This is a genomic window from Desulfacinum infernum DSM 9756 (genome assembly GCF_900129305.1).
GTDB classification, from domain to species: Bacteria; Desulfobacterota; Syntrophobacteria; order Syntrophobacterales; family DSM-9756; genus Desulfacinum; species Desulfacinum infernum.
On sequence record NZ_FQVB01000025.1, the window covers coordinates 13,173 to 34,435 of the forward strand.

Genomic DNA, 21,263 nt, shown 5'->3' on the forward strand with positions numbered 1-21,263 from the left:
TGCTTGGAAGGAGGAAGAGAATGGAAGGCAAGAAAGCGCTGGTGTTGGTGGAAGATCTCTACCAGGAATTGGAGGTTTGGTATCCCTTGCTGAGGCTGCGGGAGGCCGGAGTGCAGGTGGCCACCGTGGCGCCGGAAAAGGGGAAGACCTACAAGAGCAAACTCGGCTATCCCGTGACGTCGGACCTGGCGGCCCACCAGGTGTCCGCCGCCGAGTGGGATGCGGTCATCATCCCGGGCGGCTATTCCCCGGATCTCATGCGCCGCCACACCCACATGGTGCGATTGGTCCGTGAGGCCTTCCAGGCGGGCAAGGTGGTGGCCGCCATTTGCCATGGCGGTTGGATGCTGGCTTCGGCGGACATCCTCAAGGGGAAAAAGGCCACCTGCTTTTTCGCCATCCGCGATGACCTGGTTCACGCGGGCGCGGAATACCTGGATCAGGAGGTGGTGGTGGATGGAAACCTCATCACCTCCCGCACTCCCGACGACCTGCCCGCGTTCATGAAGGCGGTTCTGGAAAAGATTTAACCGGGAGCGGGGGGCTTGCGGCCGGTGACTATTTTGGGATGTGGGGGCGGTTCGCGAACCGCCCCCACATGATGGAAGGGATCCCCAGAGGGCCAACGGTTTCTACGGCCAGCCTCCCAAGGCCGGTCGCGGTGTAAGGGGGAATGAGCTGTCTTGCCGAGGGCTTCGACCTTTCATGTGACGCAGGATGCAAAGTCACTTGAAAAATGTGCACGTCCTGTTTATGGATGAATCAGATTCATGGACGGGCGTAAGCGGAGTTCTTCCAAGAAAAAGGAGTTGCCATGAAACCAGCCGTCATCCTCCCGCGTGCTCTCGACCGAAAGGCCATCAACCAGGCGGTTCGCGCCGAAATCAACCTGTGCTACACGTGCGGCTCGTGCGCCATCGAATGCCCCGTCAACCGGGCCACCAACCGGCTCCATCCGCGCACCCTGGTGTGGATGGCCAACCTGGGGCTGACCGATGAGCTGCTGAGCCTGCCGGATATCTGGTTTTGCCTGGCATGCCGTAGGTGCTCCCATGTCTGCCCCATGACGGTCAAGCCGGCCATGCTTCTGGCTCATTTGCGGTGGGAAGCGGTGCGGCGGGGCGTAGTGCCTCCCCCATTCCCCGCCCGCTGGCGGGAGCTGCAGGTGGGACTCCACGAGGAGCGATACCGTGCTTTTTCTCGGCTCCTGGAAAAGGAGGAGTCCGGAAAGGGCGATGGAACCGCGATGGACGACCCGGCCATCCCCCTCTGGAAGAAAGCCTCCGTCTTCGACGGCTATCGGACGAACCTCACTTCCTGCTTTGCCTGCGGCGAATGCAGCAGCGCCTGTCCCGTCTGCCACGACCGGAAGATCTTCGACCCCCTCCATCTCTTCCGATCCGCCCTGCTGGGAGACCCCCGGTCGCTCCTCGAGTCCCCGGCCCTTTGGCTGTGTATTCAGTGCCAAAGCTGCAGCGAGGCCTGCAGCCAAAAGGTTCGGGGGCACCTGGTCATCCGCAGGCTGAGGCGACTGGCCGAAGAAGAGGGGGTGGTCTCGGCCGGATTTCTCGAGCAGTGGCGCCGTCAGGATCAGAGAATGCTGGTGGACCACGTGGCTCGAACGGAAGAACTCCTCCAGCGATGACGGCCCGACGGGTGCACGGGGGTTCCGCCGTGATTAAAGTATGGGGGAGACTGAAGAGGCCAACGGCCATTGCCAGAGGGGAGGAGCCCCATGAAAGACGAAGAGAAAAAAGAAGAACTTCTTCCGCTCCACGGCTGCACGCCGCCCGTGGACAGCGACGGCCATCCCTATACCTGTGAGGAGCGAAAAACCGTCCTGACGGTCAAGGAGCAGAAAGTGCTCCAAAGGATCCTTGCCGTGAAGGAAGAGGCCAGCCAATTGAAAACCCGGCTCAAGGAGCTGTCTCCGGACGTCCAGGAGCACGAGGAGCTGAGGGCTCAACTGGAAAAACGGCTCGAAGAGCTGAAGGCCTTCCGCAGGGAGCTGGAAAAGGAACGGGAGAAGGCGGCCCAAGAGAGGATGGAGCTCCTGGGACACGTATAGGTGGGAGCACCAGGGAGGAGTTTTCCTCAACCCCTGTAGGTATGGATCCCCGCAACGGCGGGGATTTTCTTTTTGTAGGTCTGACACGCCGCCGCCCAGGATATTTGCGGTGCTTCTCTTTCTTTGAGCCTCTTGAAGCTCACCTGGAGAATAGCTCCGGCACCTTGGAAGAAGGTGCTTCTTGTTTCCTTTGGCCATACCTGTGGCAGGCCGGACGCTCGGTTCTGAAAAGCGTGGTGTAGAGCAAAAATGTGTTGGAGTTAATAACCATTTGAGGTTATATACACGCAAAAGAACGTCTGAGCAGTTTGCGATGAAATCTCGGAGGGAAAGGTTATGGCTAAGAAGATCCTGGAAATGTGCGTTCAAATCGTTACGGCCCAGGCCTCGGCTGCCGTTATGTCTACGGAAGAAATCGAAGAGGCCCTGAAGAAAACCTTTCAGACCCTGCAGCAGCTCCAGGCCATAGAGGAATCGGAGGAGGCGGCCCCTCTGGGCCAGACGGCGGCCGGGGAGAAGGTGCCCGCCGTCGCAGCTCCCATGGACCCCAGGAGCTCCATCGGAGAAAACAGTGTGGTCTGCCTGGAATGCGGGGCCGAATTTCGCCAGATCACCGCCAACCACCTGCGCAGTCACGGCCTGACGCCTCGAGAATACAAGAAGAAGTGGGGATTCCGGCTGAAGGATTCACTGGCCGCCAAGGCCCTGACCCAGTCCCGCAGCCAGGCCGCCAAAAAGAGAGGGATCCCGGAAAAGCTCAAGGCCTACCATGAAACCCGGCGGAAGCAGAAAAAATAACTTCCGAATCCCTTCGCTTTCCAAGGGATGGGGGTGAAAAGTCAGGGGGCATGGTATGGGTGTATCCGGATCCGTGGAAAAGGTTGTGGAGGCGCTGAGGCGGATCTATCCGGAGGCCTCGTTGGAGCTCGTCTTCCACAACCCTTTTCAGCTCCTCATGGCCGTGATCCTTTCCGCCCAGTGCACGGATGAGCGGGTCAACCAGGCGACCCGCCTTCTCTTTTCCAGGTGCGCCGGCCCGCAAGACATCCTGGCTCTGCCGCCGGAGAAACTGGAGGAGATCCTGCGTCCCACCGGGTTCTTCCGGAACAAGGCCAAGGCGATCCGGGGATGCTGCAGGGAACTGGTGGAACGCTACGGCGGGCGCGTTCCGCAATCACTGGAGGAACTGGTCCGACTGCCGGGTGTGGGGCGCAAGACGGCGGCCATGGTTCTCGGCAATGCCTTCGGCATCCAGGAAGGGATCGCCGTGGACACCCACGTCCAGCGGGTGGCGCAACGCCTGGGGCTCACATCGGCCAAAACGCCGGAAAAGATCGAAACGGATCTCATGCGGCTCCTGCCCAAAGACGATTGGACCTGGTTCAGCAACGCCCTCATCCTCCACGGTCGAAGGGTCTGCAAGGCCCGAAAGCCGTCCTGTGGGGCCTGTGCGTTGTCCCCCTGGTGTCCGTACCCGGAAAAGGAATGAAGATCGGGCGTTCCACCGGTTTCCGGTTCCCGGCAACGCGGTTGTCGGGAACCTCCATCACGGAAATCCGCTCATGCAACCGCATAGGGAAGAGAGGGAACAAGCCAAGCGGGTGACGGCCGCCATCCTGATGCGGGGCCGGGAGGTCTTCATCGCCCAGCGGCCCGCGGGAGACCGTCTGGCGCTGCTGTGGGAATTTCCCGGAGGGGCTGTGGAAGAGGGCGAGACGCCCGAGGCGTGCCTCATGCGCGAGATGCATGAGGAGTTCGGCATCCGGGTGGAGGTGCTTTCCCTTTTTGGAAAGAGCCTTTATCGCTACGACCACGCCTTGATCGACCTGTGGGCCTACCGGGTCCGATGGACGGGAGGCCGCTTGCGGCCGCGGGTTCATGCGGCCGTTGCCTGGGTTCCCGTCCGGGAACTGGACCGCTACACTTTTTCGCCTGCCGATCTTCCCTTTGTGCACAGGCTGCGGTCGGAGCTTGACACCAAATGAAAATATTCACTAGAATGCGCCCTCACGACGGGCACGGCCCGTAAGATGCCCATGGCGAACATCCAGCGGGGGAGAAAACACAATGCGAAGTCAACTGGTCTTGTCTTTGGTTCTGGCGGTGGTACTGGCCTGCGGCGTCCAGTGGGTGAGGGCCCAGGAGGACGAATTCGTCATCGAATCGAGCATCTACGAACACACCATGCCCCTGGTCTATTTCAACCACCTGGCCCACATGGATGACTACGGCTACGACTGCACCGATTGTCACCACGTCTACCAGGGCGGCGAAAACGTCTGGTCGGATCCCGACAGCGATCCGGTCAAATGCGAGGAATGCCACAACGAGCCCACCACTAAGAACGAAAAACGCCTGCCCCTGCCCAAGCAGAAGCTGAACCTGAAGCTCGCCTACCACGGCAACTGTATCGGCTGTCACCGCACCTACAATCATGAAAACAACGTGCAGGCGGCTCCCATCACCTGCAAGGGCTGCCATACGGAAAAACCATAGAACCCTCCCCCCGAGGCCCCATCTGCCTCCTTAACCGGGCCGCCCCTCCGTGATATGGTTGCCACGAAGCCATGAAACGGGGAGGTGGCCCATGTGTTTGCATCAGAAAAGAGCGTGCGTTTGCGGTCGGGAAGAGGCCTTCCTCTTTCACCGCGACAACGTGCTCCCGGAAGAGGTCCTGCTGGCCCTCTACTGCCCCGTCTGCGCCCGGGAGGTGGATTTCGACCCCTCAACCATGGTCCGGGACGCGGGGTGGATCCTGGAATACGACATGGAGGCGGCGCTGTTCTACCTGGGCCGGGGCAAGGGACTGGTCGGGGCAAGCCCGGAGATGATCTTCGACGGCGATTATTGCAGTTGGTACGGGTTGAGTCCCCGGGATCTGGAGGAGAGCGCGCGCCTGAACCGGGAATTGGAGTCGCTCAAGAGGGAGGACCTCCGAAGGTACGTGGAGGAAGTCCGCCTTCGGAGAAGCCTCCGGGTGGAGGAGCTGAAAGCCCAGGGCTGGAGGAAGGCCCTGCGCTGAAGGCTTCCCGGTCCATGGGCGGGTGCCATTGCGCGACGAGAGTTCAAGGCGGGCCCACATCCTGCCGATTATATAGGGGAGAAGATCAACCCCCAGGAGGTGTGGGCCATGAAACCGCTCAATCCCTATCAGGTCGCCGCGTGGAAAGTCGTGCGGCATCCCTTCCGGTTTTTTCTGGATCCCCAGGTTCGAGGCAGGGAAAACGTCTTAAAGGCCGCGGACCTGATCCGCGAAACGGGCGCCGGGATGGTGATCCTGGCCAACCACGTCAGCGCGCTGGATCCGTTCTTCATCTGCGCGGCCATGCCCTTTGCACCCCTAAGGGAGATGGGGGCGATCACCTTTCTCGCCAAGAAGCAGCTCTTCGACAAGCCTTTCAAGCGGCTTGTCATGGAGAAGCTGGGGGCGGTGGACGTGCGGCAGAGGAGTGCGCTGAAGCGGGTCATCGGGCAGATCCGGAGCGGAGACGTGGTCTTTCTTTTTCCCGAAGGCAGGGTCTCTCCCGACGGAACCATGGGGGAGGACCAGGGAGCGCTGCGCTTTTTCGCCAAGTACACGTCCTTCGTGGCCCTGCCTGTTCTCATTCAGGGGATTTACGGGGGGTTCCGAAGGGAATGGAAGCCGGTTCTGGCCCGCCGCCGTCGTTTTCATGTGCACTTCGGGGAGCCCGTGTGGATAGAGAGAGGGTGTCATGGTTCCCTGGACGCCATGGACATGATCCGCCGGGTGACGGATGCCCCTTGGGAGACGCCGCGTCTTCGCCGAGCCGCCTGAACCGCTTCCTCTCCGTTACGGCTTTCCGAAGGGGCGTCCATGGATGGGGGGCGGCAGTGAGCTCTTTCGGCCTCCTTGCCTCTGGACGGTGAGCTCTTCCTTGTCCGGTCCGATCCGATCCAGCAGGGCATCTGTCCCGTAGGCCAGCCCCACGAGAAGAACCAGGGCGATGAGGATCCGCTTGACCCACAGGTCGAAGCGGATCTTCTCCTTGAATCGAACGATTCGGGGATGCCGGAGCCGTTTCAGCACGAGGACCAAAACCACCAGCGGCAACACCACCCGAAGCAAAAACAGTTTGGTGAACACCTTCCCTCCTTTTACCCTCCCGCTTGAGGCTTGCATGGATTCCTGAAGCATCCGCCGTCTGGAGAGGACTACGGTTGCGCGCCTTCATTAGAGACCAAACGGAGGGATCTGCCAAGCCCCGCTTTTCTCTGCCGCAGCGGCTATCCAGGAATAGAGGAAAAGACCTTGCGCGCGGTGCCTAAAGCTTGGATAAACAGGGAGGATGAGGAGACAAGAGAAACAGGAGGAGCGCCGGTGGACCTGGACCACAAGCTCGAGCGGTTGGAAAGGATCTACTGCACGTTCGAAAAGAAAGCCGCCGTCTACGTGTCCCAGGCGGTCTGTCAGCCTGGATGCGCCGAATGCTGCACCCACGTGGGGGAAATCTCGGTCACGACCCTGGAGGCCTACCGCATCCGCCTTTTTCTGGACGGCCTTTCCGTATTCGAAAGGCAGGCGATCACAAGAAAAATCCAGATCAATCGGGAAGAGAAGAGACGATCCGTCCTTCTCCCCTGTCCGTTTCTGGGACCGAATGGTCTGTGCTCCGTCTATGCCGTCCGCCCCTTCAGCTGCCGACGCCTCTATTCAGTGGAGCGTTGCGAGGTTCGGGGCCCGGTGGTGCACAAGGATCTGTGGCGGCTGGCGGAGCAAACCACCCGCTCCATCCAGAAGCTGGACGACGCGGGCTATTCCGGGCATTTGACCGCTGTTTTGGCATTGTTCGAGGATTCCTCTTTTGTGGAGGACTACGAACAAGGGCACTTTCGCCCCGAGCGGCTCGCGGAACGCCTCAGGGTGGATGACTTGATGATCAACCGCGCCATGGGGAAATGACCATGCGGTGGCAAGCCATCGTGTGCTGGCGCAGTGAGGCTGAGGGGGGAGGGGGCTGGCATTGGCGGGTCTTTCAACGCCCCGGCGATCCGGTGGCGGAGGGGGCCGCGTCTTCCCAGGAGGAGGGGCTGCGGATAATCCGGGAGAAGCTCTTGGCCCTGGGAGTGGACCCGGCCCGGGTTTCCATCGAGATCTGGGACGAGGGGGCATGGGACAAGTGCTGAATCGAAGACCGGCGGAACCCGACGTGGTGGATCGGCCATGAGCTTCTACTGCGTGTTGACCCTGTCCCGATGTGTGGTGCTGGCGGCGGACAACAAGCGGCGCATCCTGGAGCTGCGAGAAGAGCCGGGGCGGACGGCCGCCCTCCGGCAGGTGGTGCTTTCGGATGCGAGGAAAATCCATGCCGTTCCCGGCGGGTGGTGGATGACGGGCGTGGGCCTTTCGGATTTCCTTCAGCGTGTGCGCGAGGTGGTGGAGGGCCGTGTTGCCGTGGGCGTGGGGCCCGGGGAAGACGCCGCCCGGATCCTGCTCCAACATCTGGAAGGCGGTCGCGTCCTTGTCGATTGCTGGGGACGCCTGGTGGGGGAGGGGGAGGACCCCTGGCCGCAGGAGGCGCTGGAAGCCTTAAAGAGCGAAAGTCAGGAAGGGGTTCTGTCGCGATTCGATGCCGAAAAGGGGGCCTGTGTTGTCCGCTTTCGCGGCCGGGAGAAATTTGCTCCCCGGGTGAAGGAGGGGCCGGGCCACATCCTTTTTCCCGGTGACGATGCGCGAGGGGAGGCGTGGGTGGAAGAAACGGCGCGTTATCTGGCCGAGACGTGCCGTGCCCTTTGGGATCTTTCCGCCGCGGCCGCGGGCGACGGGGCGTGGGAGCGGATCCCGCCGCTCTTTCGCTGGCTCGCCAGGCTGCGGCCCGCCCAGATCGGTCCCACCGGCGACCTGGTGATCGTGGACGGCCGGGGACACCGCCGGCTCCTTTTCTAAGGGCTGGTGCGAAAACTTTATGGACGACCGTTTTTCCCGTAGCGCAGCCCTTCCAGGCTGGGGAAGGGTGCCGGGAGTCGGATGGGCCATCGGGTATATCCTTTCACATCATAGGGTACAAGGGGCTTCTCCCGCGGGGCTGAAGCCCCGCGGCTACGAAAAGAACAGGATTTCCCCGCCCCGTCACCTGCTATCCTCCTGAGCTTGCGGACATCTCATCACCCCTCACGGACCACGGATCAGGCGGTGAGGAAGCTCCGGGCGTCTTCCATGGCCTCGATGATCTTCACAAGGTAGGTGTCCAACATGGCGGGCGTGATGCCGAGTCTTCGGATCACATCGTCCGAGTCGGGCTGCAGAAAATCTCCGGCGCTGGCACCGACGCCGATGCTGTTTGCCAGCCGGTTGGCCACGTAGATAATGGCGGCCACGTCCTTGTGATGTTTGGCTTTGAGGGGATCGTGATGGTGACGGATGCCCGTCTGGACTTCGGGCGGGAAATGCCAGCGGTGAGCCACGATGGCTCCCAGATCCTGGTGGTTGATGCCGATAACCTCCTTTTCCGCCTCGAGAAAGGAAATCCTGCGCTCCTGGACCAGAAGGAAGATGGAATCGAAGTAGTCCGGCACCTGGCGGTCCAGGAGCGTCTTGCCGATGTCGTGGAGCAGTCCGGCCGTGTAGATGGCGAGCACGCGGTGCCGTCCCAGGTCCTCGGCGATGATCTCCGAGGCGATGGCCACGGCCACGGAATGGGCCCAAAGTTCCCCTTCCCTCAGGTCATAGGCGCGGTTGCGGCCCTTGAAGTAGTGGGCGGAGCAGGCCATGAGCAGGATCTGGACCAGTTGGCGCTGTCCCAGCACGATGATGGCGTCGCGCAGGGACCGGATCTTGTACCGCCGGGCATAGAAGGGGGAGCGGGCGATGGCCAGCACCCGGGCGGTGATGGCCTGGTCGTATTTGATGACGGCCTCGATCTTTTCCAGCGGAGCCATCTGGCGCAGCATGGGGATGACGCGCGTGACCACCTTGGGAAAGGGGGGAAGCGTGTCCACGGCTCTCAGTAAATCATCCAATGCGGGTTTGGTGATCAGAGCAGGCATGGGTTTGTCAAACTCCCTCCACCGAAGCACAACCCCTACAGCGGCGGCAGAAGACTGAATCCCTTACCATACTGGGCTTCTTCCAGTGCTTCCAGGTCTTCGATGATTTTCTGCACATCTTGGGGGGAATCCGCCAGATCTCTCGCTTTCTTCAGAAGCTGCACGGCCGCCTGGAGATAGATGCCCACCTTGGTGCGCCGCACATCGTGTTCGGTGCCGATCCAGATGGTATAGGAGCGGTCGTCCTGCTCCACGGTGAAGCTGCCCACGCCTTTGGCGAAACGGCCCAGGGCCTGGAGGACCGCTACCACCTTCTTGTGGGTCTGGGAATCGAGCACTCCCTCCATGTCGATGCGGAATTTGCCGGAATGCTCTTCAAAATCCACCACCTGAAGGGAATCGGATTCATCCAGGGACTGGGCCGTCTGACGGAGAAACCGAATGAACGGCACCAGTTCCTTGTTTCGCGACGGGTCCAGAAGGACCGATCCGTAATAGGATGCAAAAATTTCCATCGATCAGCACTCTCCCCTGATCTTTTCGGCCGATTTGCTTCGATACATGAGAAAATTCTGAAGGGCCTGCCCGATTGCGCCCACCGTATCCCTGGTTATCTTAAAGCCATTCGGGGATTTGTCTAAACTTTTCGGCCAGCCGGCCACGGGCTTCGAACCACCGAAGGGGTGGGCGTGAAGGGAGTCGCCACATGTTCGATCTGGAGCAATTGAAGGAAAGGCGGGATCTGGTGGACAACATCGACTGGGATATGACACCGGAAAAGGCCGTGGAGACTTATCTCGAGTGGGGTACCGGCTGGTCCCGCAAGGGCGAGGCCGCCACCGTGCCCGGTCAGGAATCCCTCTATTTCGTCATTTACGATTGGGAAGAGCCCCCGCAGGTGACCCTGGTTCGCCGCGATTCCCAGGGCATGGACGAAATCGCCAAGGTGCCGGTACCTCCGGATCTGATCCGCCGGGCGGTTTCGGAGGCCGGAAGGAAACCGGGTGTGGGGGTTTATGCCATCACGGATCCCATCCGGGCGTGGCTCAAGGAGCAACTGGGGGCGTGATTTCCCCTGCGCGGGAGCTAACGGCCTCGGTAGAAGGCGAGCTTCCGGGCGTAGGGGCGGAAGACGTCGAGGAGCGCCTCCTGTTCGTCGGGGGTCATGGGGCGGTGGTCCCTCACACAGGACGCCAGGGTCCGGACTTCCCGGGGATTTCCGCAGCCCACCACGGCAAGGGAAATGGGCTGGGACAGTGCGAAACGGATCAGGACCTCCGCCGTGACCCCGGCTCCGGGGGATAGATATTCCCCGCCTCCCAAGACCTTCATGCCCAGGATGGCCAGGCCCTTCTCCCGGGCCGCCTCCAGGGTGACATCCAGAAAGCCGCCCAAGACCGCTTCCACGGGATTGACGGGAAGGAGCACGGCGTCCACCGGCCAGTGCACCACGGCGTGAGTAAGGACCCGGGGATCGTGGTGGCCCGTGACACCGATGGCTCCCACCTTCCCTGAGGACCGTGCCTCCACGAAGGCCTCCAGAGCGCCCCCCGGCGCTTCGATGGCGCTCAGATCTTCCCGGGTGCGCAGGTCGTGGATCTGCCAGAGGTCCAGACGGTCCGTGCCCATCCGCTGGAGGCTGCGGTGCAAGTCGCGCAGGGCGCCTTCCCGGTCCCGGCTGGCCGATTTCCCGGCCACTACCACGCGGGCGCGTGCTTCGGGATGCCGGGGCCACACCCGGCCGTGGTAGTCTTCGCACTGAGCGTAGGCGGGGGCGCTGTCAAAATAGGTGATTCCTTCCGACAGGGCCGCCTCGATCACCTCCACGGCCTCGAGCGAGCGCCCGGAAGTGCGCAGGATGCCCTCGCCGCCCAGGCCGACCCGCGTGACGCGGGGGCCGTCCGGCCGGAAAGGAACGGTGCCCAACGGGGTCACTTCTTCCATTCAAGGTCTCCATTCCGCGTTAGGAGGCTGTCTGACAATGTGTCCGAAAGCCCTTTCCCCTGGGAGCGCGGGCCTCCGGCCCGCGCGAGAAGCGGGCGAGACGCTCGCGCTCCCAGGAAACCAACATTCTCGGGCAGCCTCCTACGAGCCTGTCTGAGAATGGGTTCTTTGCCTCGTTTTGTCTCCATCCGTCATCCCCGCGAAGCTTGTCCCCGGCTTGAACGGGGAGCGGGGATCCAGGATTTCCGGGAACCTACGGACTCTCGCTTGCGCGGGAGTGACGGTTTGCGGAGTTCTCGAACAGCCTTCTACAGCCTGTGGAATGTTTTTCCGGCTTAGAAGGCCGGGAACCCCCTTCTCATCGTAGCCGCGGGGCTTCAGCGGAAGGGGCCATGGTGAAGCCAGGAAGTGGCAGCAAGTCCGCGACTGCCCAACCGACGTCCGGGGGTTCTTCCGCAGCCCTACAGGGCGGCGCTACGGGAATAGCGGTCATCATTGGCGCTTTCGGACAGTCTCTTGGGACCCATGTGAAGCGGAACCGCGCGTGAACGCGAACAGGCGCCGATGAATCTTTTCCCTGATTGCCGCACAAAAAGGAAAAGGCCAAACGGTGGGGCTGTACCGTTCGGCCTTCTCGAGGAGGAAAGAGTTGGTTTCTCTTGCCCCCTATGCATAAGCAATCGATGTGCCACCCAGGAAAAAAATGTGTGATCGCCCGACCCACGGGCCTTTCCGCCGTTTCCATGCCCACCGGCCTTCCCGCCTTTATCCCTGAATGCCGCCACGGCGGCCTTGATCGCGCCACAATTCCGCCATAAATCCGCCATAACCCGACACGGACGGGTTCCTTCAGGCCAGGCTTCGAAACACCCGGCGCCACCACGGCCTCTTGAGAAACTCCAGTTCGGTTTCCAGCCGGGCGATCCGCGCTTCCTTTTCCATCAGGAGGGCGTCCTTTTCCGCCAGCTCGGCCCGAACCCGTTCCAGGAGGGAGGCCTGGTACCGAAGGCGGCCCAGCTCCTCCGCCAGGGAGGCGTCCTGTTGGGTGGCGGCGGCGGATGGTTGGGAGGGCGAAGGCGGTGGGGAAGCGGCTTCGGGTGGGGCGGCGTCTTCCTCTTGTGCCTCGTTTTCGGGGCGCCGGTGGCGTTCCATGAGGGCCCGAACCTCTTCGGCGGGGATGAAGACGCGCCGTCCCCGCCGGATTTCTTCCAGCTTTCCGGTCCGGGCCAGGTAATCTTCCAGAACCTCACAGGAAACGCCCAGGGCTTTTGCCGCCGCTTTGACCGTCATTCGAGCCATGGTCCCCCCTGCCGTTTGGGTTGGTTTCTAACCCTTGGGGCATCTTGGATCTCGCACCAGGAATTCCTTCCCCCAAGTCTTCCTTTTACCATCCATATTCACTATAAGAAAATACTTAGTGCACATCCAATCGGCCCGGTCCGTGGATGGTGACGGGGGCTGGTGAGGCGGGGAAGAATGAACACACAATGCGCCAGGCTCGTGGAGCTTCTGAGAGACCGGCGCGGTCTGGATTTCAGCGGCTACCGGTCGTCGGCCTTCGAAAGGCGTTGCCGGAGTCGTGCCGAAAAGCTGGGGTTTCAAGACCTGGGCGACTACGTGTCCCACGTGACGTCTCATCCGGAAGAGGTGGACGCCCTGCTGGATGCGCTCACCATCAACGTCACTTCCTTCTTTCGCGATCCCTGGGTTTTCGAACTGTTGGCGGAACGGATCCTTCCGGGCGTGGTACATGAAAAGGTGCGGCGCGGGGAACGCCTGTTTCGGGCCTGGTCCGCCGGGTGCGCCACGGGAGAGGAGGCCTACTCGCTGGCCATGATGCTGATGGAACATGCGGACATGGAATGTCTCGTTCTGGGTACGGACTTGGACGTCAAGGCCCTGGATGCCGCCAGAAAAGCCTTTTACGACGAGGGCTGCGTCCTCAACGTGCGCCTGGGGACTTTGAAAAAATATTTCGAAGCGGTGGAGGGTGGCTATCGGGTGGGAGAGCGTGTGCGGCGGCGCGTCACCTTCGCCGTGCACGACCTGTGCGATGAGCACCGGCTGGTGCCTTCCGAGGCGGTCTTCGGCGACTTCGACCTGGTGTCGTGTCGAAACGTGCTTATCTATTACGAAAAAGAGGCACAGGAAAAGATCGCGGCCAAGCTCCATCGGGCGCTCATGCCCGGAGGCCTTCTCGTGCTGGGGGAAGTGGAGACCGTTCCCAGCCCCTTCTCCAGATATTTCCTGCGTTTCACCACGTGGTGCCCCATCTACATGAAAGTCGTCTAGGAGGCGTCATGAATTTCCTCTTTCAATTCCGAAGCATGAAAATCCGGGTGGCCTTTTGGCTGGCGGTGATGGGGGTGATACCGGTCTTGGCCTTGGGCGCCGTCTGGTTTCACTCTTACGGCAGCCGGTACCGAGCGCAGGCGCTGGAGCGAGTGGCCGACGGCCACTTCCATCGGTCGGCCTCCCTGGATCGATGGGTGCACACCCTGTCGTCTTCCCTGTCGGCTCTGGCCGACGACCCCCTGTTGATCCAGTCTCAAAATTCGGGCATGGCCGCCCACCTTCTTTCCCTGAACGCCCGAACCCTTCCCGCCGTGGAAGACCTCTTTCTGGTGGATGTGGCAAGCGGATTGGTGTCCGTGTCGTCCAACCCGAAACGCCTGGGCCGGGACCTGTCCGGTGATCCGTGTGTGATCGAGCCCCTGAAGGCGCAAGGCCCCGTGATTGGTGCCTGGCATCAGAACGGTCTGGGAGACGTCCTGCACCTGGATGCCTCGGTTCCCGTGCAGGGTTCCGCGGAAAAAACCCCTTCCGCGGTGCTGGTGGCCACGGTCCGCCCGGGGTTTGTCTCCCGACTCGATGTTCCCGGAACCCGGAAGACTTCGGCCCCGGGACTGGTTTCCTTTGTGCGGATGGGGGAACGGTTCTACGACCTGGCGGAGGGGCTTCCCGTGCGTCTTCCGGTCTGGGCCGATGACGGGGCGATTGTGCCCGGATCCCTGGCAAAACGCCGGGACGTGGCAGGAGCGGCCTACTATGTGATGGAATCGCCCGTCGCGGGCACCGGCTGGACGCTTTTCACCCTGGCGGACGCGGCCGGGATCGACGGTCCCCTGGAGGCGTTTCGGTCCCGCATGCTGGCCGTGACGGCGGTGAGCATCCTCTTTCTCTTGGGAGCGGGGTTCGTGTTGGCCCGCCGGATCGCACGGCCCGTGGAGGCCATGGTCCGGGTGACCGGTCGTCTGCGGGAGGGGGATCTTTCGGCGCGCTGTGAGGCGGACCGTCCCGATGAGCTGGGTGTCCTGGCCCTCTCCCTCAACCAGGTGGTGGATTCCTTGAACAGCCGCATGCGGCGGCAAGCACACATGGCCGCCCTCCAGGAAACCATGGTGGCGGCCGTGGACCTGGAACAGTTCGCCGGTTCGGTGCTGGAGCGGCTCTTGGGCGTGACCGGCGCCCATGCGGGAGCCTGCTACGTGCGGGATGCCGACACCGGGCGTTTCCTGCCCCGGTCCTGGCTGGGCATGGATGGAGAACGCCTGGGAGCCTTCGACGCCGAGTCCGGAGAAGGCGAGATCGGCCGAGCCGTCACTTCCCGCGCCGTGGTGCACGTGACGGACCTGTCCCCCGATACCCGGTTCGTCTACAAGGCGGTGGCCGGGGACATGGTGCCCCGGGAGCTGCTGACGGTGCCGGTTTCCGGCAACGGCCGGGTCCATCTCGTCTTTTCCCTGGCCCGCACGGTGCCTTTCGCCGAGGAAACGCGGGCCTTGCTGGACGACATGCGGCACGCCTTCGATACGGCCTGTTCGCGACTGCTGGCGGTTCAGGAGATCCGGCATCTTACGGACACTCTTTCCGCCCGCAACGAAGAACTCCGGAACCAAAAGGAGGAGCTGGTAGTCCAGGCGGAAGAGCTTCAGACCCAATCGGAGGAGCTGATGGAGCAGGCCGAGGAGCTGAGGCTTCAGGCGGAAGAATTGCGGGAACAAAACGTGGAGCTGGAGCAGCAGCAGCGCCAGCTCAATGAGGCCAACCGGCTGAAGGACGAGTTCCTTTCCAACATGAGTCACGAATTGCGGACCCCGCTCAACTCCATCCTGGCCCTGTCCCGTGTGCTGGACAACCGCCTGGGCACCGAGCTTTCGGAGGAGCACCGGGGATTCCTGCACATCATCGAGCGCAACGGCCGGATTCTTTTGGATCTCATCAACGACATCCTGGATCTTTCCAAGGTGGAATCGGGGAACATGGACGTCTATCCCGAGGTCGTCTCCCTGTCTTCCTTGGTCAATACGGTGGTGGAAAACATCCGACCGCTGGCGGACAAGAAGGGGCTGACGGTGAAGACGGCCCTTTCCGGGGATCTGCCCGCGCTGGAAACGGACGGCAAGCGGCTCTACCAGATCCTCCAGAACCTGGTGGGCAATGCCGTGAAATTCACCGAGTCGGGCCATGTGGAGGTCGGAGCGCGCCGGGACGACGCCCAAGTGGTGGTGACGGTTCGGGACACGGGCATCGGCATCGCCGCCGAGGACCTCCCCCACATCTTCGACAAGTTCCGGCAGGTGGACGGAGGGGCGTCGCGTCGCTACGAGGGAACGGGGTTGGGGCTGGCCATCGCCCGGCGCCTGGCGGAACTTCTGGGCGGAGACCTTTCCGCCGAAAGCCGCCCCGGGGAAGGGTCGGTGTTCACTCTGCGGCTTCCTGTGGCCTGGCAGGGAGAGGGGCGCGTGATGGCTCCCGCTTCCTTCCTGAAGATCAACGGCGGAGAGCGTCCCGTGATCCTGGTGGTGGAGGACGAGGAAGAGGTTCGTCAAGAGATCTGCAGATGGCTGGAGGAGGCGGGCTATTCCGTGCGCGGGTGCGGATCGGCCCAGGAGGCTTTGGAGGAATGTGCCCGCCGGGTGCCCGCCGCCGTCCTCATGGATGTGGTCCTTCCCGGAATGGACGGCTACGAGGCCCTGCGCCGTCTGAGAAAGGCGCCGGAATGGAAGGGAGTTCCCGTCGTGCTCATGTCCGCGGCGCGGGACGACGGAACCGCCCGGCTGCTGGGCGCGGATGGATTTGTGGGAAAACCTGTCAACCGGGATCGCCTGCTCAGCCAGGTCCGCCGGATCCTGGAAAGCCGGAAGCGGGACTTTGATCCCGCCGGGAAACGGCTGCTGGTGGTGGAAGACAACGAGGCGGCCATCCTGCAGATTCGTTCCATCCTGGAAAGTGCGGGCTACCGCCCCGATGTGGCCCGCACGGGGGCGGAGGCCCTGGATTATGTGGACCGCATCCGGCCCGACGGCATCCTGCTGGATCTCATGATGCCCGACGTGGACGGGCTGACGGTGCTGGAAAAGATCCGGCAGCGGAGCGACATGGACCATGTGCCCGTCCTGGTGCTGACGGCCAAGGAGCTTACGGCCCGGGATAGGGAACGGCTTGCCAGCAACCACATCTTCCAGCTGGTTCACAAGGGGGACGTGAACCGAATGGAGCTGTTGGAAAAGATTCGAGCCATGCTTTCTGGTGGGTTGCCGAAGAAGGCAGGGGCCATGGACAAAGAGAGGCCCTCGCAGCACCCTGCGCCCCCCGGCGCCCGCCCGCGGATCCTGGTGGTGGAAGACAATCCTGACAACCGCGTTCTCCTTCACGCCATCCTGGACGACCACTACGAGGTGCGCGATGCCGACAACGGCCGGGAGGGGCTGGAGCTCATCGGCCGTTGGCGTCCGGATCTGGTGCTGCTGGACGTGTCGCTTCCGGAGATGGACGGCCTTGAAGTGGCCCGCCGGGCCAAGGCCGATCCGACCACCCGGCACATCCCGCTCATCGCCGTGACGGCCCACGCCATGGCGGGAGACCGGAACCGATGCGAAGAGGCCGGGTGCGACGACCACCTGTCCAAGCCGTTCCGGGTCGAGGATCTTTTGGCCACCGTCCGCAAGTGGATCGACCGGGCCGACCAAGAACCGCGCTGACACGTCCCGGTACGACATTCCGGGGTGGCTATCTCCTCATGGGACGATTTTTCCACATCGCGAGGTTCCGGCGGGCGGGCACAAAGCCCGCCGGTACCACACCTGGTGGACCCGTGAAGTAGGGGCGGGGTTTATCCCCGCCCGCTCATCGCGCGGAGCTAAGAAGAACAGGGCAAGAGAATCGCTCCGTTAATGTGAAAGAGAACCGCGAATGAACGCGAATAGACGCAAATCTTTTTGGTTGTAGGAACTGCGAAGGCCGCAATGAGGGTGCCCGGCAATGCACTGGGCGCGCAGTGACTCATAGAGAATGGCATATTGCGGCGTTCCGACAAATGCCCTTGCTCCGGCCCGCTCTTTCATCCATGCGAGGTGGCGCGAGGGGAGCCATGACTGTTCGGTGTCCGATGGACGGCTCTTTGGGTTTCTTCTCAGGAGGTGTCGCTTTCCATGGCCAGAATCCTCATTGTGGACGATGAGCCGGACAATCTGGTGAGCCTTCAGGCGATCCTCAACACCCACCTGCCCGACGGCCAGGTGCTGACGGCCTCTTCGGGCCGGCAGGCCATCGATCTGGCCAGGGACCATCTGCCGGACGTGATCCTCTTGGACGTCTTCATGCCGGGAATGGACGGTTACGAAGTCTGCCGACGCCTCAAGGAAGACCGGGCCACGGCACGGATCCCGGTGGTCATGCTCACGGCCGTCATGACCGAGACTCGGGACAAGGTGCGCGGTCTGGAATGCGGAGCCGACGCTTTTCTCACCAAGCCCGTGGAGCAGGCGGAGCTGGTGGCCCAGGTCCGGGTGGCGCTGCGCCTCAAGAGGGCCGAGGACGCCCTTCTTCGCGACATGGCTACGGTGGAAGACCAGTTGGTGGATCGCACCCGCGAGCTCCGGGAAAGTGAAAGGCGGCTCCAAGGAATCATGGACAACCTGTCCGGAGCGGCCTACCGCTGGCAGGTGGGGACGGACGGCGCCTACCGGCTGGTCTTTGTGAGTCGGGGATGTCTGGATTTGTTGGGCTACGAGCCCGAAAAGGTTCAGGGCTGGGAGGCGCTGGAGGTGTTTCGGCTGATCCATCCCGACGATCGCCCGCTGTTCGTGGAACTGTCCAACAGGGCTTTGGGAGCCAGGGTTCCCGGCGAGGTTTTCTGCCGGATGAAGGCGAAGTCCGGAGATTACCGGTGGGTGCACAACCGCTTCCAAGGGATAACGGGCCGGGACGGCCGGCTGACGGCGGTGGAGGGCATCATCCTGGACGCGTCCCAGATGAAGGAGGCGGAGAGGCTCATCCGGTGGGAGGTGTCCGTGAACCGCGATCTGGCCGACCTGGCCCGGACGCTGGTGGCGGAAAAGGATCCGGAGACGGTGGGCCGGAAGGTGGTTCGGGCGGCGCGGGATCTGACTGAAAGCGAACTGGGCATGATCGTCACCGTGAATCCCCATACCCGGGAACAGGACCAGGTCTATGCCACCGAGAACGTGCTGGAGCGGTGCCGGCTGTGGAGCGGAGGCGACCTCACCGTGTGCCGTTTGGGCCCCGGCGGGGATTATGAGGCACTGTGCGGCCACGGGCTCAACACCGGCGAGCCTTTTTGTACTAACGATCCGCCCGGGCATCCCCTGTGGAAGGGGCTGCCCCAAGGACACGTGGACGTCCGGCGCTTTCTTTCGGTTCCCATCTCCTTGAACGGAGATGTCATCGGCCAACTCATGCTGGCCAACCCTCCCCGCGACTACACCGACCGGGAGCTTCGGGTGGCCGGCTGGTTGGGGGACCTTTTCGCTCTGGCCGTCCACCGCCACCGTGAGGAGCTGGAGCGCAGACGGTTGGAGGACCAACTGCGTCAGGCCCAGAAGATGGAAGCCCTGGGGACGCTGGCGGGCGGCGTGGCCCATGACTTCAACAACATTCTCTCGGCCATCATCGGTTACGCCGAACTGGGGCTCATGGACCTGCCGGACCGGCATCCGGTGCGGGAGTGCCTGGAGGAGGTGATCCATTCCGGCAAAAGGGCTCGGGACGTGGTGCGCCAGATCCTCACCTTCAGTCGATCCCGGCCGGCGGAACGGGAACCGGTGGCGATCGGCCCCATCCTCAAGGAGACCCTCAAGTTTCTGCGGGCAAGCCTGCCCAGCACCATCGAGATTCGAAAGGATCTGTGCGATGAGGACGTCCTGGTGCGGGCCGATCCCGGCGAGATCCATCAGATACTCATGAACCTGGGCACCAATGCCGCCTACGCCATGCGGGACACGGGCGGAGTTCTCACGGTGCGCCTGGAGACGACCCCTAGCGCCCCTCCATCGCGAGACGCTCCCCATGTGGCCCCCGGGCCTTACGTGAAACTCACCGTGCAGGACACGGGGGAAGGCATGCTGCCGGAGATTCTGGAGCGGATCTTCGATCCCTACTTCACCACCAAGCCGGTGGGCGAAGGAACCGGCCTGGGACTCGCCGTGGTCCACGGCATCGTTCGCAGCGCTGGCGGGTGCATCGAGGTGGAGAGTGCACCCGGGCGGGGTGCCGTCTTCCGGATCTATCTTCCCCGGGTGGAGGTGCCGCCCGCAGAGGTTCGATCCGATCCGAAACGGGCCGTGTTGAGGGGGCAGGAACGGGTGATGGTGGTGGACGACGAACCGGCGTTGGTGCAGATGGTCAGGACCATGCTTTCGCGGTTCGGCTACCGGGTGGACGCGGTCGGATCTCCCGAAGAAGTCTTGCAGCGCCTGCGGGAAGATCCGGGCTGCTGCGATGTCCTGCTCACCGACCTCACCATGCCGGGCATGACCGGGCTGGCCTTGACCGAAAAGGCCTTGTCGATCCGTGGGGACCTTCCGGTGGTGCTCATGACCGGATTCGGAGACCGGGTGGACGAAGAGCGCCTCAAGCGGGCGGGCATTCACGCCGTTCTCGGAAAACCTTTCACCGTGAACAAGCTGACGGAAGCGCTTCGACGCGCGCTGGAGCGGGATGGCCGATAAGTCGGGACGGGCTTTGCCTCCGCCGTTTCAAGAACGCATTGCCGCCTTGGGTAGGGGCGGGGTTTATCCCCGCCCGCTCATCCCTTGGGGGATGGAGCAGTCTCATGGAGAAATCGCTCCGTTTTGCATGAAACGCGACCTTGTTCCGTTCGTGCGCGCGGCCTGTAGAGGCGAATAATCATTCGCCCCTACAGGGGCTTCCCAAAGGTTCGTTTCGTCCTTCGTTGTCACGGGATCCCCGTGATGGGGGTTTATTGGTTCGCTCTTTCATCCATGGGGGACGGCGCCTCTCCATGACCGTTAGAAAGGAAGGAATCGGGATGACGGACTTGGCCAAGCGATTTCGGAAGGAACTCGGGCTCCGAATCTCTCCTTGCTATGAAGCGTTGCTCAAGCATCATAATGAGCACTTGTCGTCGGACCCCCTCACGGAGCCCGGCTGGATTCCGGGCGTCGGCAACGCCGATTTCGCCATCGGGACCACCCAGACGTTCCGGTCTCTTTTCGAGGATTTCCCCGCCCCTTGGATTGTTATCGGCTATGGGGGCAAGAAGCTCATCGAAAAGATCGGGGAGGAGATCGACGTCTACCTGGCGCTGGACGTCACCGACGACAGCATCCACCGGGTGGATTCGCTGGGCAAGAGGAGCCCCGAAGCACCCCACTTCCGCCGGTGGTTGGCCCACAAGCTGGCACGGTCCCTGTGGGAACGGACCCACGAAAGCCATCTCTTCGTGGCCGGCGCTTCGTCGGAAAAGGCGGTCAAGGAACTGCGGGACCGCCTCATGCACCTGCACCGGGAGAAGGCTCTGGAACTGGAGGCTCTGGCGGTGCTCCGTCGAGATTCTTCGGGTGTGCTGGAAGTTCGGCACGTGCACCATGTGAGCGTGCGGGAGGCCGCCGCGGGCGGCGTGGCCGGATTTCTCCTGGGCTCCCTCCTGCTGCACCCGGTTCTGGGGGCCGCCATCGGAGCGGCGGCGGGTGCCGTTGCGGGGGAAGAGGAATTTTCCCTGCGGCATGCGGGGCTGGAGGACGATTTCATAAAGGAGCTGGCCTGCACGGTGCTTCCCGACACCTGGGCCTTGCTGGTGCTGGCCAAGGAGGTGAGGATCGGGCCCGTCCTGGAGGAGCTGAAAGGGGTCGGGGTGAAGGTGCTGGTCACGTCGCTGAGCAAGCGGGGCGAGGAACGGCTTCGAGAAGCCTTGGAGGGGAAAGAGGATGGTGGAAATCGCGACTCGGCGGGCGAGTGAGCGTCCGGTGTGTTCCAGGGAGGG

Annotated in this window: 22 protein-coding genes; 17 read left to right on the forward strand and 5 right to left on the reverse strand. The window is 62.7% G+C overall.

Annotated elements, in window-relative coordinates:
* Window positions 1-20: 20 nt before the first annotated feature.
* The 9 genes from BUB04_RS12495 (at window position 21) to BUB04_RS12535 (ending at window position 5,864) form a co-directional block, all read left to right on the forward strand.
* Entirely contained in the window at window positions 21-530 is a 510-nt protein-coding gene (locus BUB04_RS12495; protein WP_073040003.1) for a type 1 glutamine amidotransferase domain-containing protein, read from the forward strand.
* 284 nt (window positions 531-814) lie between these two features.
* A complete protein-coding gene (locus BUB04_RS12500) occupies window positions 815-1,645 on the forward strand; it encodes a 4Fe-4S dicluster domain-containing protein (RefSeq protein WP_073040005.1) in 831 nt (276 codons plus the stop codon).
* Between the two features lie 90 nt (window positions 1,646-1,735).
* Window positions 1,736-2,068: a hypothetical protein gene (locus tag BUB04_RS12505; RefSeq protein WP_073040008.1), complete on the forward strand. Its 333-nt coding sequence runs from the start codon at window positions 1,736-1,738 to the stop codon at window positions 2,066-2,068.
* A gap of 336 nt (window positions 2,069-2,404) precedes the next feature.
* On the forward strand, window positions 2,405-2,866 hold the full coding sequence (locus BUB04_RS12510) for a MucR family transcriptional regulator (protein WP_073040010.1): 462 nt from the start codon (window positions 2,405-2,407) through the stop codon (window positions 2,864-2,866).
* Window positions 2,867-2,921: 55 nt separating this feature from the next.
* Complete coding sequence (nth, locus tag BUB04_RS12515) at window positions 2,922-3,557, forward strand: endonuclease III (RefSeq protein WP_073040012.1); 636 nt, start codon at window positions 2,922-2,924, stop codon at window positions 3,555-3,557.
* 73 nt (window positions 3,558-3,630) lie between these two features.
* A complete protein-coding gene (locus tag BUB04_RS12520) occupies window positions 3,631-4,053 on the forward strand; it encodes a (deoxy)nucleoside triphosphate pyrophosphohydrolase (RefSeq protein ID WP_073040014.1) in 423 nt (140 codons plus the stop codon).
* An 82-nt stretch (window positions 4,054-4,135) separates the two neighbouring features.
* Window positions 4,136-4,564, forward strand: coding sequence for a cytochrome c3 family protein (locus BUB04_RS12525; RefSeq protein ID WP_073040016.1), 429 nt, complete (start codon window positions 4,136-4,138; stop codon window positions 4,562-4,564).
* Window positions 4,565-4,655: 91 nt separating this feature from the next.
* Window positions 4,656-5,090, forward strand: coding sequence for a hypothetical protein (locus tag BUB04_RS12530; protein ID WP_073040018.1), 435 nt, complete (start codon window positions 4,656-4,658; stop codon window positions 5,088-5,090).
* A gap of 108 nt (window positions 5,091-5,198) precedes the next feature.
* Window positions 5,199-5,864: a lysophospholipid acyltransferase family protein gene (locus tag BUB04_RS12535; protein ID WP_073040021.1), complete on the forward strand. Its 666-nt coding sequence runs from the start codon at window positions 5,199-5,201 to the stop codon at window positions 5,862-5,864.
* A gap of 15 nt (window positions 5,865-5,879) precedes the next feature.
* On the opposite strand, the gene BUB04_RS12540 is transcribed toward BUB04_RS12535, so the two are convergent.
* The gene (locus tag BUB04_RS12540) at window positions 5,880-6,173 is read right to left on the reverse strand and encodes a hypothetical protein (RefSeq protein WP_073040023.1); all 294 of its coding nucleotides are present in this window, start codon (window positions 6,171-6,173) and stop codon (window positions 5,880-5,882) included.
* A 234-nt stretch (window positions 6,174-6,407) separates the two neighbouring features.
* Between BUB04_RS12540 and BUB04_RS12545 the strand changes: the two genes are divergently transcribed.
* The 3 genes from BUB04_RS12545 to BUB04_RS12555 are packed head-to-tail and all read left to right on the forward strand — an operon-like array spanning window position 6,408 to window position 7,973.
* Window positions 6,408-6,989, forward strand: a complete 582-nt coding sequence (locus BUB04_RS12545) for a YkgJ family cysteine cluster protein (protein ID WP_073040025.1) — start codon at window positions 6,408-6,410, stop codon at window positions 6,987-6,989.
* A 2-nt stretch (window positions 6,990-6,991) separates the two neighbouring features.
* The gene (locus BUB04_RS12550; protein WP_073040027.1) at window positions 6,992-7,213 is read left to right on the forward strand and encodes a hypothetical protein; all 222 of its coding nucleotides are present in this window, start codon (window positions 6,992-6,994) and stop codon (window positions 7,211-7,213) included.
* Window positions 7,214-7,250: 37 nt separating this feature from the next.
* The gene (locus BUB04_RS12555; protein WP_073040029.1) at window positions 7,251-7,973 is read left to right on the forward strand and encodes a hypothetical protein; all 723 of its coding nucleotides are present in this window, start codon (window positions 7,251-7,253) and stop codon (window positions 7,971-7,973) included.
* A 239-nt stretch (window positions 7,974-8,212) separates the two neighbouring features.
* Here the strand turns inward: BUB04_RS12555 and BUB04_RS12560 are convergent, their stop codons facing one another.
* Complete coding sequence (locus BUB04_RS12560; RefSeq protein WP_073040031.1) at window positions 8,213-9,073, reverse strand: HDOD domain-containing protein; 861 nt, start codon at window positions 9,071-9,073, stop codon at window positions 8,213-8,215.
* 35 nt (window positions 9,074-9,108) lie between these two features.
* Window positions 9,109-9,588 carry a hypothetical protein gene (locus BUB04_RS12565; protein ID WP_073040033.1) on the reverse strand — a complete coding sequence of 160 codons (480 nt, stop codon included), beginning with the start codon at window positions 9,586-9,588 and terminating at the stop codon, window positions 9,109-9,111.
* A gap of 191 nt (window positions 9,589-9,779) precedes the next feature.
* Here BUB04_RS12565 and BUB04_RS12570 point away from each other — a divergent pair, with 191 nt between their 5' ends.
* Window positions 9,780-10,142, forward strand: a complete 363-nt coding sequence (locus BUB04_RS12570) for a DVU0772 family protein (protein WP_073040036.1) — start codon at window positions 9,780-9,782, stop codon at window positions 10,140-10,142.
* A gap of 17 nt (window positions 10,143-10,159) precedes the next feature.
* On the opposite strand, the gene BUB04_RS12575 is transcribed toward BUB04_RS12570, so the two are convergent.
* Both BUB04_RS12575 and BUB04_RS12580 read right to left on the reverse strand, forming a co-directional pair.
* Entirely contained in the window at window positions 10,160-11,017 is an 858-nt protein-coding gene (locus BUB04_RS12575) for an aldo/keto reductase (RefSeq protein ID WP_073040038.1), read from the reverse strand.
* 849 nt (window positions 11,018-11,866) lie between these two features.
* A complete protein-coding gene (locus tag BUB04_RS12580) occupies window positions 11,867-12,316 on the reverse strand; it encodes a helix-turn-helix domain-containing protein (protein ID WP_143156474.1) in 450 nt (149 codons plus the stop codon).
* A 177-nt stretch (window positions 12,317-12,493) separates the two neighbouring features.
* On the opposite strand from BUB04_RS12580, the gene BUB04_RS12585 reads away from it, so the two are divergent.
* The 4 genes from BUB04_RS12585 to BUB04_RS18810 all read left to right on the forward strand — a co-directional run bounded on the left by BUB04_RS12585 (window position 12,494) and on the right by BUB04_RS18810 (window position 21,239).
* On the forward strand, window positions 12,494-13,309 hold the full coding sequence (locus tag BUB04_RS12585; protein ID WP_073040042.1) for a CheR family methyltransferase: 816 nt from the start codon (window positions 12,494-12,496) through the stop codon (window positions 13,307-13,309).
* A gap of 8 nt (window positions 13,310-13,317) precedes the next feature.
* Window positions 13,318-17,001: a response regulator gene (locus BUB04_RS20120; protein ID WP_073040045.1), complete on the forward strand. Its 3,684-nt coding sequence runs from the start codon at window positions 13,318-13,320 to the stop codon at window positions 16,999-17,001.
* A gap of 450 nt (window positions 17,002-17,451) precedes the next feature.
* Window positions 17,452-19,989, forward strand: a complete 2,538-nt coding sequence (locus BUB04_RS12595; RefSeq protein ID WP_073040047.1) for a response regulator — start codon at window positions 17,452-17,454, stop codon at window positions 19,987-19,989.
* 320 nt (window positions 19,990-20,309) lie between these two features.
* Entirely contained in the window at window positions 20,310-21,239 is a 930-nt protein-coding gene (locus BUB04_RS18810) for a DUF1269 domain-containing protein (protein ID WP_178371984.1), read from the forward strand.
* Window positions 21,240-21,263 lie beyond the last annotated feature (24 nt).

Bases quoted from the DNA above. Each gene is read 5' to 3' on its own strand.
- BUB04_RS12555 (WP_073040029.1), top strand. From the start codon at position 7,251: ATGAGCTTCTACTGCGTGTTGACCCTGTCCCGATGTGTGGTGCTGGCG.
- BUB04_RS12560 (WP_073040031.1), bottom strand. From the start codon at position 9,073: ATGCCTGCTCTGATCACCAAACCCGCATTGGATGATTTACTGAGAGCC.
- BUB04_RS12505 (WP_073040008.1), top strand. From the start codon at position 1,736: ATGAAAGACGAAGAGAAAAAAGAAGAACTTCTTCCGCTCCACGGCTGC.
- BUB04_RS12510 (WP_073040010.1), top strand. From the start codon at position 2,405: ATGGCTAAGAAGATCCTGGAAATGTGCGTTCAAATCGTTACGGCCCAG.
- BUB04_RS12530 (WP_073040018.1), top strand. From the start codon at position 4,656: ATGTGTTTGCATCAGAAAAGAGCGTGCGTTTGCGGTCGGGAAGAGGCC.
- BUB04_RS12565 (WP_073040033.1), bottom strand. From the start codon at position 9,588: ATGGAAATTTTTGCATCCTATTACGGATCGGTCCTTCTGGACCCGTCG.
- nth (WP_073040012.1), top strand. From the start codon at position 2,922: ATGGGTGTATCCGGATCCGTGGAAAAGGTTGTGGAGGCGCTGAGGCGG.
- BUB04_RS20120 (WP_073040045.1), top strand. From the start codon at position 13,318: ATGAATTTCCTCTTTCAATTCCGAAGCATGAAAATCCGGGTGGCCTTT.
- BUB04_RS12495 (WP_073040003.1), top strand. From the start codon at position 21: ATGGAAGGCAAGAAAGCGCTGGTGTTGGTGGAAGATCTCTACCAGGAA.
- BUB04_RS12575 (WP_073040038.1), bottom strand. From the start codon at position 11,017: ATGGAAGAAGTGACCCCGTTGGGCACCGTTCCTTTCCGGCCGGACGGC.
- BUB04_RS12500 (WP_073040005.1), top strand. From the start codon at position 815: ATGAAACCAGCCGTCATCCTCCCGCGTGCTCTCGACCGAAAGGCCATC.
- BUB04_RS12525 (WP_073040016.1), top strand. From the start codon at position 4,136: ATGCGAAGTCAACTGGTCTTGTCTTTGGTTCTGGCGGTGGTACTGGCC.
- BUB04_RS12535 (WP_073040021.1), top strand. From the start codon at position 5,199: ATGAAACCGCTCAATCCCTATCAGGTCGCCGCGTGGAAAGTCGTGCGG.
- BUB04_RS12580 (WP_143156474.1), bottom strand. From the start codon at position 12,316: ATGGCTCGAATGACGGTCAAAGCGGCGGCAAAAGCCCTGGGCGTTTCC.
- BUB04_RS12595 (WP_073040047.1), top strand. From the start codon at position 17,452: ATGGCCAGAATCCTCATTGTGGACGATGAGCCGGACAATCTGGTGAGC.
- BUB04_RS12520 (WP_073040014.1), top strand. From the start codon at position 3,631: ATGCAACCGCATAGGGAAGAGAGGGAACAAGCCAAGCGGGTGACGGCC.
- BUB04_RS12585 (WP_073040042.1), top strand. From the start codon at position 12,494: ATGAACACACAATGCGCCAGGCTCGTGGAGCTTCTGAGAGACCGGCGC.
- BUB04_RS18810 (WP_178371984.1), top strand. From the start codon at position 20,310: ATGACGGACTTGGCCAAGCGATTTCGGAAGGAACTCGGGCTCCGAATC.
- BUB04_RS12550 (WP_073040027.1), top strand. From the start codon at position 6,992: ATGCGGTGGCAAGCCATCGTGTGCTGGCGCAGTGAGGCTGAGGGGGGA.
- BUB04_RS12570 (WP_073040036.1), top strand. From the start codon at position 9,780: ATGTTCGATCTGGAGCAATTGAAGGAAAGGCGGGATCTGGTGGACAAC.